The following is a 13380-nucleotide window of genomic DNA, read 5'->3' as shown; positions in this document are numbered from 1 at the left end:
AGGGCCCTGCGGGGAGTACGGCGCATTTGCTGAAGTCGCTGGCCCTTCACCCATTCGGGCTTTCGGGTAACGCCATCGACGACTACCGCGATAAGCGTCAAGACGAGGCCCAGTTCGCAACCTTTCTGAACGACAAATCTGTCCTTGGAGGTTTGCGGGATGCCTTCAGCGACGATGCCGACATGTTCTACAAGTTGGAGGCGCTGGACGTATCCGACCTCATCCGCCATCTGAATGTTTGGGTGACGCGCCAGAACGACGCTAGTGGTGACATCGAATACGCCGACCTGTCGGATGGCGAGCGGCAACTGCTGATGGTCATGGGGCTGCTGCGAATTGCGCGCGGCAAGCGTGTGTTGTTCTTGCTTGATGAGCCTGACACCCATCTGAACCCGCATTGGCAGCACAACTATTTAAAGCTGATTGAGCGGTGGACTGGCACGGCGGCAGATTCGGACAACTGTCACATCGTGCTGACTTCGCACAACCCGTTGACGATTTCGGCCTTGTCGCGAGCCGAAGTTCGAGTCCTATCGAGAGAGGCTGATGGGAGTACAGCGGCGCAGTCTCCTTACGTCGATCCTAGAGGGATGGGTTTCACAACAACCCTGACAGAAATATTTGGGCTCCCGACAAGCTTGGACGCTCGTACGCAGCGTTTAGTTGACTTGCGTAGTCGCCTTGCAAGGCGCACTTCGACCTCGGATACGCATCAGAGGAGGTTGCTTCGTATCAACGATGTTCTCGCTCGGTTGGGGTTCTTGCAGGAAGACCGAGATCCCTTGTATCAGACCTTTCTTCGGGCGCTTCACGACGTACGGTGGGCAAATCGTCCCCCGCTTACGGCATCTGCGCTTGCAGCACAGCATGCTGCGATGAAAGCCCTCATAAATGAGTTGATCGCGAAGCAGGGGGGGCATGCATGATTTTTGTGAAGCGGAACCCGGCGCTGATTCCCCGCTTACTCCTGGATGCGGCAGCTCAAGCGCAGCGAGAACTCGATCAAATTGCAGAGCCAGACGCACGCAAGGCTTACATCGAGAAGAGGGCGAGGCTCTGGCGTCGATTTGCGCGATACCTCAAGCAGATGTCATATGGCAAGTGCTGGTACTCTGAAAGTGACTGTGTCCAGTCATTTGCTGATGTTGATCATTTTCGGCCGAAGAAAGCCGCCAAGAGATCTGAGGGTGAGACGGACGATGGTTACCCATGGTTGGCGTTTTCTTGGGAAAACTTCCGTTATGCGGCTCAGCGCTCAAATCAATTGAATACTGATGAGGATTTAGAAGAGACAGTTGGGAAGGGGGCGTGGTTTCCTTTAATGCCAGGTAGCAAGAAGGCATGTTGGGACGATCGGTGTGATGCCGATGAAAGGCCTGTAATTTTGGATCCTGCGTCTAAAGCAGACGTGAAGTTGGTGGCGATTGACGGCGCCGGTGTTCTGGTGCCAAGCGGTTTGTGCCTTGGTGAGTATGAGCGTTGGCGAGTGACCGAGAGCGTTAGGTACTTGGGATTGAATTTGGATGGGTTAGTTGGCGCACGGAAGCGAGCGATGGATTCGATTCAGGAGCAAGTACAACAGGTTTTCAGGGCTACGAATGCGGCTGATGTTGCGCCGGATAAGGGGCAGCAGATCGCCCAGCTCCTCCCGATAAGCCAGCAGTTGGATTCCATCCAGAAAAAGACGTTGCCAAGCAATCCATATGCTGCTGCCATTCGTGCGCAGCTCTCGCTGATGGGGCTTGGTCAGCTTTGTTTGCGGGCTGAGGAAATTGAGTAGGAAAGATGAGTGATATCAAGCTTTTCCGATTTTCCAACGGGTTCGCTGCAGAACTCCGAGGTGACGCTTCCGACTTAGAGAAGCCTCTGCAAAATCTTATCGAGGCAAATCTGGTGGCTTTGTTGGGCATTCGCTTCTTGGCCACCGAGTACTCGACTGGCAAGACCCACGGTGGCCGCATCGACACCTTGGGGCTCGATGAGAACAACTGTCCAGTCATCTTGGAGTACAAGCGTTCGGTCGGTGAGAATGTCATCAACCAAGGCTTGTTCTACTTGGATTGGCTGATGGACCACCAAGCAGAGTTCAAGCTCTTGGTGCTGGACAAATTTGGCAAAGATGTCGCCGATGACATCGACTGGAGTGCACCTCGCCTAGTCTGCATTGCTGCCGACTTCACCAAGTACGACGGGCATGCCGTTCAGCAGATCAATCGCAACATTGAGCTGATTCGCTATCGTCGGTTTGGCGATGAGCTGTTGTTGTTCGAACTGGCCAACGCTTCCTTGGCCTCCAACAACAAGGCGGGTGCAGGCAAGGCGCTCAAGGTAGCGAAAGATGTTAAAGAGCCGGGCTTGGGGAAAATCGTCGGCCCGGATAAGCCTTATGGCGAGACGGTAGCGTCCTTATCACCTGCACTCGCGGATTTGCTTGCTTCCGTAGAAGACTACACCCAGTCCCTGGGCGATGATGTGCAGCGAAAAGAACTTCGGCTCTATGTTGCTTTCAAACGCCTGAAGAACTTTGCCACTCTCGTGCCGCAGAAGGGACGATTGTTGCTTTACCTGCACTTGGATCCCGCCAAAGTAATGAGGCTGCTGCCAAGCGCCAAAGACGTTTCTCAGAAAGGGCACTGGGGCACCGGAGACGTCGAAGTCCCACTGGCGACGATGTCGGACCTGGAGGCCGTGAAGCCGTTTATCGCTGAGGCCTATGAAGGACGCTCTCCGGCTAGCAGGGGAGGCAATGATGGCTGAAGCACCGGTGATGGATACGCTCGGACCAAAAGATATAGAACTGTTATCGGCACTTCTGGAGGCGACCGAGGCAGCTAAATCTTGGATCGACATGAAGGTGTTTCGCCGGGACCAACTCGCGCATAGAGAAGCCATTGATCGCCTTGAGAAAGCAGGCTATGTGCTCAAAGAGCGAGTTGCCGAAGTGGAGTGCTATCACGTGAGCTTAGTTGCCATGGCGAAAATGCCTGAGCACCCACTGGCTACCCGCATTCTTCGTACCGCCGAGTTGATGTGGATCGCGTTCCGCGATCACTACATACGATCACTAGATGCACCCATCACATTGAGGGCAGTGGCGGAGTCCATCAACGTGCCGTTTGAGCAGGTGAATCGTGTTCATGCCCATATGCGGGAGTGGTGGCGCACGCCAATTTCCTTCACGCCAGCCGAAACGGTGTACCAGTCAGTGATCGTGCGCGAGGAGGTGCTTGACGTACGATACGTTTGAGGCCTGCATTCAAGAACTCAGGCAGATGTATGCCAGTCGAATGCAGACGATGGCGAATGGCTTCGTAGCGCTTGCACAGTTGGGGCTAGACGGTGCTCCGATCGCGCAACATGGGCCTTCCATTCCTGCCATGAAAGAGCCGTCATGGTTTGGTAAGTTGCCGCAACACGCTCAGGTATTGATGCGCGAAATTCATGTCGCCCAGCATCTTGGCTTGATGGCGTTGTCGGCGATGGGTATCAGGGCTGTCATTGATGTCACTGCCGATCACATCTTGGATGCCAAGATTCTAAGATTTGACGAGAAGCTGGGGCGTTTGCTCGACGCGGGGCACCTCACTCAACAGCAGTTTGACTGCATCAATGCGGTGGTCGAGTTGGGGCACGCTGCAGCTCATAGGGCGCATGTTCCCGAAACAAGCGATGTCCAGTTGATGCTGGAGGCGTTGGACCACATGTTGTGCTCTGCCTATGGGCTTAATGAGGCGAAACAGAAGCTCGCCGCAAAGACGCCCCCGAAGCTGAATAAGGGCAAGCCGAACAAGGCCAATTGATTTCTGCGAGGATCGTTGGAATTTACCCATGGCTGGTGGGGCTATTTCGCGACGGCGGCACCCTGCATGTGGACGGATCGTGCTGCGCTTCGGTTCAGAACTCTATTTCCGATCGGAACCTCTATGACGCCGAATCGTTCAGAACTCTATTCTTCCGTTCAGGACTCCATTCATATGAACCACATGCCATTCCAAGCCGCCATCGTCGATCTAGACGGCACCATGGTTGATACCCTGGGAGACTTCGTCGTCGTTCTCCAGCACACCCTGACCGATGTCGGGTGCCACCCTGTCGAGCTCGCTCGTGTGGACCGCGCGTTCATCGAACTGACCGTGGGCAAAGGCACTGAAGACCTGGTGCGCCGCAGCCTGGCGCACGCCTGGGGCTTGTCCCCGGACGATGCCGACGTGACCGGAGCCCTGCCGCAGGCGCTGCACCACTATCACCTGCACTATCCCCGCCTCAATGGCGAGCACGCCGAGGTCTTCCCTGGTGTGCCCGAGGGCTTGCGTCAATTGCGTGATCTGGGCGTGCCGCTGGCCTGTCTGACCAACAAGCCCACGGCCTTTGCCAAGCAGTTGCTGGAGCGCAAGGGCCTGCTGGGCTACTTCGATCAGGTGTTTGGTGGGGACGCATTCGAGCGCAAGAAGCCCGATCCATTGCCCTTGCTCAAGACCTGCGAGGCACTGGGCTCGGCGCCCGCATCCACGTTGATGGTGGGCGACTCCAGCAATGATGCGCAAGCCGCACGCGCTGCGGGTTGCGACATCCTGCTGGTGACCTATGGCTACAACCATGGTCACCCGATTCAGGACGTGCCGGCCGTGGCCCATGTGCCGCGTCTGGACCAAGTGAATTGGCCCGCCGTGTTAGGGCGGGCCAATGGCTGATTCAGGGCGCTGAGAATGGGCGATGACTAGGCGATTACTGCAGGGCGTCCAGCACCGGTGGCGCCTTGTAGTCCAGCAGGGCATCCTTCAAGTCCTGCGTGACGGGGCGGTTGCCCAGCCAGGTGCGCAGCACGGCGGGGAAGAAGCCCGCGTCTTCCAGGGGCAGGCCGGCAGGCTGGCCGTTGACGAAGAACATGGTGCCACGCTTGGGCACGAATTCGATCGCAAACACATCGCCGGTGTTCAGGCGCTTGATGCGCGAGAACTGCTCACCCATGATGCGGATCGAGGGGATCAGCTTGAAGAACTCTTCGCGGCTGCTGTTGTTCTCGATGCCCTTGGTGATGACCTTGCCGAGTTCATCCACGCGCATGCCCTGCAGCATCACGAAGCGCAGTTGTTTGGGGCCACCTGTGGCGAAAATGGCTTCGGCCTTGCTGGCCTTCTGCGGCACATACAGGCCCACCGTGTACAACTTGGCCACAGCGCGGTAGCTGATGCCGCTGCCGTTGATGGTGAGGTTGGAGCCTTCGACCTTGATCGTGGGGGGGTAGTGCACACCCACGACATCGGCGCTTTGAGCCTGGGCCGCGTGGGGCAGCCCCAGCACGAGTGCCAGGCCGGCTGTGGCCAGGGCTTGGCGCCCGATACGGGACATGGCAGCGAGAGTCAACAACATACGAATACTTATAAGGCGTCCTGTCATGTGAAGCTTGTATGACATCGAGGTCAGATTGGCTCCGCACAGGAACTGTACTGGTAAGAGATTGTTACTCGTTCAACGCGAATCACAATCTGGGTTTGCCCTTGAAGCCATGGCTCACTCAAGGGGGGTGCGTTTTGATCATTTGGCGCCAAGAGCGCCCTGCTACACTGGTTTGATGTTCATCTCGCGCAAACAGACCAAAGGTTCGCACGACCGGGGGGCATGGCCCTGGCGACGCTGACTCCCTTTTCTTGTCGCTCAGTGCGTCGCGATCATAGCGGCGTGCTCATCCGGCAAGGGGCCCTCCACGTCACAACGGTAAGAGGGCGTAAACAGAACGGGTGGATCCGCCCCTAAGGGGGTGTTTCACAAGATGACATATGTGGCGCAAAGCCGACTGATGCTGGCGCTGCCGGGCTCGGAGTCCCCAACCATGATCACTGAACAAGCATTCAATGCCCTGGCCGCTCAAGGCCACAACCGCATTCCCCTGGTCGCCCAGGCCCTGGCCGATCTCGACACGCCGCTGTCGCTCTACCTCAAGCTCACCAAGGGGCAGCCGCTGAGCTTCCTGCTGGAATCCGTGGTGGGTGGCGAGCGCTTTGGTCGATATTCCTTCGTGGGCTTGCCGGCGCACACGCTGGTGCGGGCCACCGGTCGCCAGGTCGAGGTGGTGCGCGACGGCGCAGTCGTCGAGACCTTCAACGGCAACCCGCTGGATTTCATCGCCACGTACCAGCAACGCTTCAAGGTCGCCGTGCCCCAAGGCCTGCCCCGCTTCTGCGGCGGCCTGGCGGGCTACTTCGACTACGACACCGTGCGCCATATCGAGCATCGCCTGGCGAAAACGCACAAGCCCGGTGGCATCGGCACGCCCGACATCCTGCTGCTGCAGTGTGAAGAACTGGCCGTGATCGACAACCTGGCCGATCGCCTCTTCCTGATCGTGTACGCGGATCCATCCCAGCCCGGCGCTTATGCCAAGGCGGCTTCCCGCATCGCGCAATTGCAGGCGCAACTCAACGAAGTCGTGCCGGTGCCGCCCATCACGGCGGGCGAGTCCTACCCTGTCGAGCGCCACTTTGCCAAGGCCGATTTCGAGTCGGCCGTGCTCAAGTGCAAGGAATACATCGCGGCGGGCGACTGCATGCAGGTCGTGATCGGTCAGCGTTTGCAAAAGCGCTTTACCGCTTCACCGCTGAGCCTGTACCGTGCGCTGCGTTCGCTCAACCCGAGCCCCTATATGTATTACTACGACATGGGCGATCACCATGTCGTGGGTTCGTCGCCCGAGATCCTGGTGCGCCAGGAGAAGAACAAGGATGGCGGCGAGACGGTCACCATCCGCCCGATTGCCGGCACACGTCCGCGTGGCACCACGCCTGAACAGGATGCCGCCAACGAGAAGGAACTCCTGGCTGACCCCAAGGAGCGCGCCGAGCACGTGATGCTGATCGACCTGGCCCGCAACGACATCGGCCGCATTGCGAAGACCGGTTCGGTCAAGGTCACCGAGGCCTTCGGCATCGAGCGCTATTCGCATGTGATGCACATCGTCAGCAATGTCGAAGGCACCTTGAAGGACGGCATGACCGGCCTGGATGTGTTGCGTGCCAGCTTCCCGGCGGGCACCTTGAGCGGCGCGCCCAAGATCCGTGCGATGGAGATCATCGACGAGCTGGAGCCCGTGCAACGTGGCGTCTATGGCGGTGCCGTGGGCTACCTGAGCTTTGCGGGCGACATGGACGTGGCCATCGCCATCCGCACCGGCGTCATCAAGGACCAGACCTTGTACGTGCAGGCAGGTGCCGGCGTGGTGGCTGACTCCGTGCCCGAGCTCGAATGGCAAGAGACCGAGGCCAAGGCCCGCGCCGTGGTGCGCGCGGCCGAGATGGTCGAACAAGGCCTGTGATGTGATCCTTTTGACGATCGGGTCTGATGACCTGGTCGTCGAGGGATATCCCCATTTCAGTGCGCCTGCGGGTGCGTCGATATACCGCTTCCATCTTCATTTCGGAAGCCGCGTTCGACGTGCTCTACACCTTCGCGATCTACATGGCCGTGACCCTGGGTACCGGGGTTGCCTTGCTGCTGGTGTGGCGGCAGGATCGCGCGCAGACCTTCACGGCCTTGCTGGGCCTGTCGCACCTGATCTGGACGCTCAACCCGCTGGCCTACCTGGCCACGCGCAGCACCGATCCCCTGTGGCACCACGTCGGGCTGGTCGGGCTGGTGCTGGTCGGCACCACCTACCTCAGCCTGTTGACGCTGGGTTTCATCCACCTGTCGGGCAGGCGTTTCAGCAGGTGGAAGCTGTTGGCGACGGGTTGCTTTCTCTTCCTGTTCCACATCGGCCTGATCCTGGTGGATCTGCATTGGGCGCAACTCGGTTTTGCCGCGCTCAACACGGTGATCGGTCTGGTGGTGGCCTGGTGGTTGCGCAGACAGGGCCCGGGCGAGCGGGCCAGTGGTCTGTTGATCGTGCTGTGCGGCCTCAACCAGTTCACCTATGTGGTGATGGGCGAATCAGGGACGATGTTGCAGACCACGGTCGCGGCTGCCTTGCGTCTGTTGCTGGGTATGTCCCTGATGTATTCCGCCCTGACCCGAACGGGGCAGGCCGTGCGTCGGTTGCACGATCGGTTCTTCGAACTGACCGAGCGATCGCCGCAGGGCGTGACCGTGGTGCGCAAGGGCATGGTGGCTTATGCCAACCCGGCCTTCCGTCAGATCTATGGCATGAACGACAAGGCGCCGCACCCGCCGATCTTTTCGCCGCGCTGGGTCGAGCAGACCGTGCCGGAGGCCGAGCGCCAGGGTGCAGAGCTGATTGCGCGGCGGGTGCTGGACGGACAGCTCCAGCAGGCCGAGTGGCATGGTGAGCGGTTTGCGCTGGATGGCCGCCGCCTGTACCTGCGTTTCCGGGCCTGGCAGGTGGAATGGGATGGGGCGCCGGCCTTGCAGGTTGTGGTTTCGGATGACACGGCGCGCGTGGATGCCACCCAGGCCTTGTTGTGGCGCGCCACGCACGACGAGCTGACGGGTCTGCCCAACCGCAGTGCCCTGCTGCAGCGACTGCGTGAACTGTTCGAGGACCCCGCGCATCCCACCTTCGCGCTCATCCTGATGGATGTGGACCGCTTCAAACTGTTCAACGAGGCGCACGGGCAAAGCGTGGGTGACGACGTGCTCAAGGTGCTCAGCGCCGAGCTGGCGCGCTGTCTGGCTGATCGGGCCCAGGTCATGCGCATGGGTGAAGACGAGTTCGCTCTGTTGATCGAGTGTGTGGACGCGGTGAACGAGGCCGAGCGCATGGCTCAGCAGGTCAAGGTCATGCTGCGCGAGCCGCTGGTCCTGCCTGCGCACCGCTTCTTCCTCGATGTCTCGATGGGCGTGGCCAGTCACCCTTCCTCGGCCCGGGATGCCGAGGCCTTCCTGCAGGTCGCGCATGCCGCCATGCATGAGGCCAAGCGATTGCCTGGCACCTCCGTGCAGTGGGCCTCGGCCGACGGGGCCCAGGGGCTGGTGGCGTTTTTCAGCGCCGAACAAGCCCTGCGCGCGGGCTTGCAGAACGACGAGTTCAAGCTGGTCTATCAGCCCAAGGTGGCCGCCAAGACGGGCAGATTGCTGGGCTTCGAGGCCCTCGTGCGATGGGATCGCCCGGGCGTCGGGCGCATCAGTCCACTGGACTTCATTCCCGCAGCCGAGCGCAACGGCCTGATCGTGCCCCTGGGGGCGCTGATCCTGCGCGAAGCCTGCCAGCAGCTGGCGGCGTGGCGCGATCAGGGGCTGAGCCTGGTGCCCGTGGCGGTCAACGTGTCGCCCTTGCAGTTGCTGGACGCGCAATTTCCCGAATCGGTGCTCGCCATTCTTCGGTCCTTCCAACTGCCGCCGAGCTGTCTGACGCTGGAGATCACAGAGACTGCCGCCGTGACCCACATGGATCAGGTCAACGAGCAGATCAGCCAGTTGCGCAAGGCGGGCGTCGAGGTGGCGCTGGACGACTTCGGTACCGGCTTTTCATCGCTGAACATGCTGCGCAGCCTGCCCTTGCGTACGGTCAAGATCGATCGCAGCCTGATCGACCCCATGCCCAACCAGGAGGCCAACGCCGTGGTCAAGGCCATTTGCGATCTGGCTTGCGTGCTCAGCCTGGATGTGGTCGCGGAAGGGGTGGAGACCGAAGCGCATGCCAGTGCAGCCTTGAGCGCCGGGTGTGATGTGCTCCAGGGCTTCCTGTTTGCGCAACCGCTGGAAGTGGACGAGGCCACGCGCTGGCTGACGGATCGCTACTGAGCCTGACCAGAGCCTCGCGGCTCGACAGCCGCAGGCCTCAGTGCGTGCCCAGGCGTTGCCGCAACCACGACTGCGCCGGCATCTCCACCAGCTGGTAAACCACGGTAGCCAGCCCGAACACACCGATCAGATAGGCCAGCACCCAGGCCGGCTCGTGCAAGGGCAAGGTGAAGCCCAGGCTGGAGGTCAGGCAGGCCAGCAGCAGTTGCAGCGGGAAGTGCAGCAGATAGCTGGCGTAGGTGGTGTTGCCCAGGCGGTTGATCCAGCGGATGGCCGTGGCGGATCGCGGCTGCACCCAGTCCAGCAGCACGATCAGCGCCACCGGCGTCAGCACCGCCACGTAGAACATGGCGCGCAGCTTGCCGTTGATCAGCAGTGCGGTGCCCATGGTCACGGCCAGCAACCCGGCGGCCTGCACCGCATATTGCAGCCAGCGTGGGCGTTTGACCAGGGCTTCATGTGCCAGATGGGTCAAGGCGCCGAGGTAGAAGAAGAACACGCACAACACGATGGGATGGTCCGTGAGCTTGAGCGCGTAGACCATGCCGGAGGCACCGATCAGGCCCAGCACCTGCCACCAGCGTGTCAGCCCCAGCTTGCACAGCGCGAAGAACAGCGCATAGACCAGCACTTCGATCGAGATGCTCCAGATCGGGCCATTGAAGGACCATTCGCTGCGCCCGGGCCAGTCGCTGGCCATGAACAACTGCAAGGCGAAGTGCGTCCAGTCGTTGTACTGGTAGACGTAGTCGCTGCCATGCAACTGCCGGTACCACAGGCCCAGCGCCGCCACGATCAACAAGGTCAGCAGGTGCAGGGGATACAGGCGGGAAAAACGCAGCACGGCAAAGCGCCGCGTGCTGACCCGCCCTTGAGCCACCGGTTGCGCGTACTTCCAGAAGAAGATGAAGCCCGACAGGGCCCAGAAGGACTGGACACCCAGCCAGCCAGCTTCGTAGAAGGGTTTGAGCCAGGTGTACAGGGGCTGAGCGCTGGTCTCGAAGCCCACCGGCGCACCGCCCTGAAAGAAGAAGTGCTGGTAGTGCCACAGCAGCACCGACACGGCACACGCAAAACGCATCAGCTCCAGACCCAGCAAGGCATGTGCAGATTGGTCTGTGTTTGTGAGGGCGCGTTTCATGGCGTGCATCTTGGCACGATGTGTCGGTTCGCCTGTGCTCGCAGCCCCCCTCAATCAGGGCGGGGCCATGTTCCCCGCGATATGCCGGGGTTGCGCGTGTCTCAGAACCGCAGAGCGAACACGCGGTTGACCGGGGCATTGGCACCGCTGGTGTACCAACCGTTGGGGGCGTGCCCACCGACACGAGGCAAGTCGAAGCCGGAGTAGCTCAGCATGGCCGCACCGCTCGCATTGATGCTGACCGCAGGAATGGACAAGGCCAGCTTGTTTGCGGCGATGAACCAGGGTTGCCAACCTTGAGCAAAGCTGAACCTGGCGACGACGATGCGCTCATCGACGGTGCTCACGTTCGTACTTGCGAGCTTGATGGCGGCCACGGCATCGCCATTGGCATTCATCGCGAGGACGGGGCGTGAACTTCCGGAGTAGTTTCCGACCTGGGGGAGGTTGAGAATCAAGTCCTGTGCTGTGGACCAGGCTTCACCCGGCAAGGACTTTGACCACTTGCATTGCCAGTTGCTGGTGTAGTAGTAGTTGTTGAGCACACCTTCACACCAGATGGCCAGCGCACGCCCCTGCTGATCGATGGCGATCTGCGGAGGGAAGTCCAGTGCCGTATGCGGCGCATTGGCCTGGATCGAACTGATTCGGAAGAAGGGCACGGTGTCAGCCCGTGTCAGGAACATGCGATGTGTATTGCAGGTGTAGCTCGGCGAGATATCGTCTGCCAGCGTGATGGCCGCCACGCCGGCTTGCGAACTCGACGCTTTGGCGATGATGGGCGCAAAGCGCAGGTAGTTATTGCAGGATGAGCCCGCCTGGACTGGCAAGGAGGCAAACAAGGATGGATCGGTGCTTGTGCCAAGCCGGACCCTGGCGGTGCGCGCGTTGCCATCGAAGTAGAAGGTCAGGCCCGTGGGGTTGGACGCGCTTGAGAACGGGGCGAAAGCGGAGATGATGCTGGTGGGGTCTGCCGGTGAGAAGGTCTGCTGACCGCTGGCATCCACGCGCAGTAGCCCTGACAGGCCGCTGCCATTGACGGCGGTGGACAGGAGAGTCCCGTCCTCTTGAATATCAAGTGCCCAGGATCGAGGGTCTTGATAATTCGGCCATCCAGGCCCGCTGCCCTGGGTGATGGCCGTCGCAGACCAGCCTGTCGCACGGGCGTACACCAGTGCCTGGCCGACGTTCTGAGTATTGGTGGTGTTGTAGGTGTCGTTGGCCCATGCCAGCACGGCATCGCCTGCTGCATTGCTGCGCAGCGTGATGGGCAGATAGCTCAAGCGCCCCTTCATCTGTGTGAGCGTTTGCGCGGTGCTCCAATTGCCGCGGCTGTCCATTTGGGACCAGGCCAGTGTGTTGTTTTGAGTCGCCTTGGGGTCATTGATACGCCACGTAGCCAGGGCCGTGCCGTCGTCTCGCAAGGTCACGGCTCCGGATTCCGGACCCATGTCAGCTTGACCTGCCGGATTGGCCTGGCCGATAGCCTGCGTGCCGCTGAGATGGCCCTGTACACCCAGGCCGTCCGCGTTGTTCGCCGGGTCGACATTGCTGGCGTCGGAGCTGCTGCCCCCGCCTCCACCCCCGCAAGCCTGAAGGGCCAGGACGGTGAGCAAAGCAGCGGCTGAACGCCAGGGGCGGCGCGCATATCGGATCATGGAAACTCCCTGTTGTACGGTCTGGATGAAAGCGCTGCCGATATTACGTGGCCGGGCGGGGCGCGCAGGCCCCTGGATCGGGGTGTCGCCAGTCACCCATGTAGAATCACCCGCATGCAGCAACCCTCGGATTTCTCTCACCTTGACGCACGCTGGTGGCGGTGACGCCAACCTGACACTGCATGACCGTGCTTGCACCTTTCCCCGGTGCGTACAGCCAGAAGAAAACGGTCTCCGAGGGGGAATTCCGAGGGGTGGTGCAAGACCTCCCATGACTCACATCCCGAATCAGGATAGTGCCCATGCTGCTCATGATCGATAACTACGACAGCTTCACCTTCAACCTGGTGCAGTACTTCTGCGAACTGGGCGAAGAGGTCAAGGTGTTCCGCAATGACGAGATCACGCTCGACGAGATCGCCGCGCTCAAGCCTGATCGCCTGGTGCTCTCGCCTGGCCCGTGCTCGCCTGCCGAAGCCGGCATCTGCGTGCCTGCCCTGCAACGATTCACCGGCCAGTTGCCCATCCTGGGTGTCTGCCTGGGCCATCAGAGCATCGGTGCGGCCCTGGGCGGCAAGGTGATCCGCGCGCACGAACAGATGCATGGCAAGACCAGCATCATCACCACCGACGAACAGGGTGTGTACGCCGGCCTGCCACGCCAGTTCACCGTGATCCGCTACCACTCGCTGGCCATCGAGCGCGAGACCTTGCCCGATTGCCTGGAGGTCACCTCCTGGACGGAGGACGGCGAGATCATGGGCGTTCGCCACAAGGGGCCTCAAACGGACAAGAACTTCGCGCCGCTGGAAGGCGTGCAGTTCCACCCTGAATCGATCCTGACCGAGCATGGTCACGCCATGCTGGCCAATTTCCTGAAGATGTAAT

12 protein-coding genes are annotated in these 13380 nt (G+C 60.6%); 9 read left to right on the top strand and 3 right to left on the bottom strand.

The genetic code is table 11. From position 1 onward, the window contains the following. From VFW93_RS16500 to VFW93_RS16475, 6 genes are all read left to right on the top strand, one after another. On the top strand, positions 1 to 926 hold a 926-nt coding region (locus VFW93_RS16500; protein WP_329695051.1), incomplete at its 5' end, for an AAA family ATPase. Next, complete coding sequence (locus VFW93_RS16495) at positions 923 to 1780, top strand: hypothetical protein (RefSeq protein ID WP_329695050.1); 858 nt, start codon at positions 923 to 925, stop codon at positions 1778 to 1780. The genes VFW93_RS16500 and VFW93_RS16495, both read left to right, overlap by 4 nt. 5 nt (positions 1781 to 1785) lie before the next feature. Continuing rightward, positions 1786 to 2757: a DUF5655 domain-containing protein gene (locus tag VFW93_RS16490; protein WP_329695049.1), complete on the top strand. Its 972-nt coding sequence runs from the start codon at positions 1786 to 1788 to the stop codon at positions 2755 to 2757. Beyond that, positions 2747 to 3247, top strand: coding sequence for a hypothetical protein (locus VFW93_RS16485; protein WP_329695048.1), 501 nt, complete (start codon positions 2747 to 2749; stop codon positions 3245 to 3247). The genes VFW93_RS16490 and VFW93_RS16485 overlap by 11 nt, the downstream gene beginning before the upstream one ends. Continuing rightward, a complete protein-coding gene (locus VFW93_RS16480; RefSeq protein WP_329695047.1) occupies positions 3228 to 3800 on the top strand; it encodes a DUF4145 domain-containing protein in 573 nt (190 codons plus the stop codon). Before VFW93_RS16485 ends, VFW93_RS16480 begins: the two co-directional genes overlap by 20 nt. A 183-nt stretch (positions 3801 to 3983) precedes the next feature. Beyond that, complete coding sequence (locus VFW93_RS16475) at positions 3984 to 4691, top strand: HAD-IA family hydrolase (protein WP_414639707.1); 708 nt, start codon at positions 3984 to 3986, stop codon at positions 4689 to 4691. Positions 4692 to 4725: 34 nt separating this feature from the next. On the opposite strand, the gene VFW93_RS16470 is transcribed toward VFW93_RS16475, so the two are convergent. Continuing rightward, positions 4726 to 5370 carry a chalcone isomerase family protein gene (locus tag VFW93_RS16470; protein WP_329695045.1) on the bottom strand — a complete coding sequence of 215 codons (645 nt, stop codon included), beginning with the start codon at positions 5368 to 5370 and terminating at the stop codon, positions 4726 to 4728. A gap of 460 nt (positions 5371 to 5830) precedes the next feature. On the opposite strand from VFW93_RS16470, the gene trpE reads away from it, so the two are divergent. Both trpE and VFW93_RS16460 read left to right on the top strand, forming a co-directional pair. Further along, positions 5831 to 7309, top strand: a complete 1479-nt coding sequence (trpE, locus tag VFW93_RS16465) for an anthranilate synthase component I (RefSeq protein WP_329695044.1) — start codon at positions 5831 to 5833, stop codon at positions 7307 to 7309. Positions 7310 to 7335: 26 nt separating this feature from the next. After that, positions 7336 to 9693, top strand: a complete 2358-nt coding sequence (locus tag VFW93_RS16460) for a bifunctional diguanylate cyclase/phosphodiesterase (protein ID WP_329695043.1) — start codon at positions 7336 to 7338, stop codon at positions 9691 to 9693. A 37-nt stretch (positions 9694 to 9730) separates the two neighbouring features. Here the strand turns inward: VFW93_RS16460 and VFW93_RS16455 are convergent, their stop codons facing one another. Further along, a complete protein-coding gene (locus tag VFW93_RS16455; RefSeq protein WP_329695042.1) occupies positions 9731 to 10834 on the bottom strand; it encodes an acyltransferase in 1104 nt (367 codons plus the stop codon). Positions 10835 to 10935: 101 nt separating this feature from the next. Then, the gene (locus tag VFW93_RS16450; protein ID WP_329695041.1) at positions 10936 to 12492 is read right to left on the bottom strand and encodes a hypothetical protein; all 1557 of its coding nucleotides are present in this window, start codon (positions 12490 to 12492) and stop codon (positions 10936 to 10938) included. Between the two features lie 302 nt (positions 12493 to 12794). On the opposite strand from VFW93_RS16450, the gene VFW93_RS16445 reads away from it, so the two are divergent. After that, a complete protein-coding gene (locus VFW93_RS16445; protein ID WP_329695040.1) occupies positions 12795 to 13379 on the top strand; it encodes an aminodeoxychorismate/anthranilate synthase component II in 585 nt (194 codons plus the stop codon). The last annotated feature ends 1 nt before the right edge of the window (position 13380 follow it).

This window comes from Aquabacterium sp. (assembly GCF_036279675.1).
Classification (GTDB): Bacteria; Pseudomonadota; Gammaproteobacteria; order Burkholderiales; family Burkholderiaceae_C; genus Aquabacterium.
The sequence above is the reverse complement of the archived record's forward strand: the minus strand, read 5'-3'. Positions and strand labels throughout refer to the sequence as shown.

Coding starts and splice junctions, on each gene's coding strand:
- VFW93_RS16495 (WP_329695050.1), top strand. CDS start 923: ATGATTTTTGTGAAGCGGAACCCGGCGCTGATTCCCCGCTTACTCCTG.
- VFW93_RS16490 (WP_329695049.1), top strand. CDS start 1,786: ATGAGTGATATCAAGCTTTTCCGATTTTCCAACGGGTTCGCTGCAGAA.
- VFW93_RS16485 (WP_329695048.1), top strand. CDS start 2,747: ATGATGGCTGAAGCACCGGTGATGGATACGCTCGGACCAAAAGATATA.
- VFW93_RS16475 (WP_414639707.1), top strand. CDS start 3,984: ATGCCATTCCAAGCCGCCATCGTCGATCTAGACGGCACCATGGTTGAT.
- VFW93_RS16470 (WP_329695045.1), bottom strand. CDS start 5,370: ATGTTGTTGACTCTCGCTGCCATGTCCCGTATCGGGCGCCAAGCCCTG.
- trpE (WP_329695044.1), top strand. CDS start 5,831: ATGATCACTGAACAAGCATTCAATGCCCTGGCCGCTCAAGGCCACAAC.
- VFW93_RS16460 (WP_329695043.1), top strand. CDS start 7,336: ATGACCTGGTCGTCGAGGGATATCCCCATTTCAGTGCGCCTGCGGGTG.
- VFW93_RS16455 (WP_329695042.1), bottom strand. CDS start 10,834: ATGAAACGCGCCCTCACAAACACAGACCAATCTGCACATGCCTTGCTG.
- VFW93_RS16450 (WP_329695041.1), bottom strand. CDS start 12,492: ATGATCCGATATGCGCGCCGCCCCTGGCGTTCAGCCGCTGCTTTGCTC.
- VFW93_RS16445 (WP_329695040.1), top strand. CDS start 12,795: ATGCTGCTCATGATCGATAACTACGACAGCTTCACCTTCAACCTGGTG.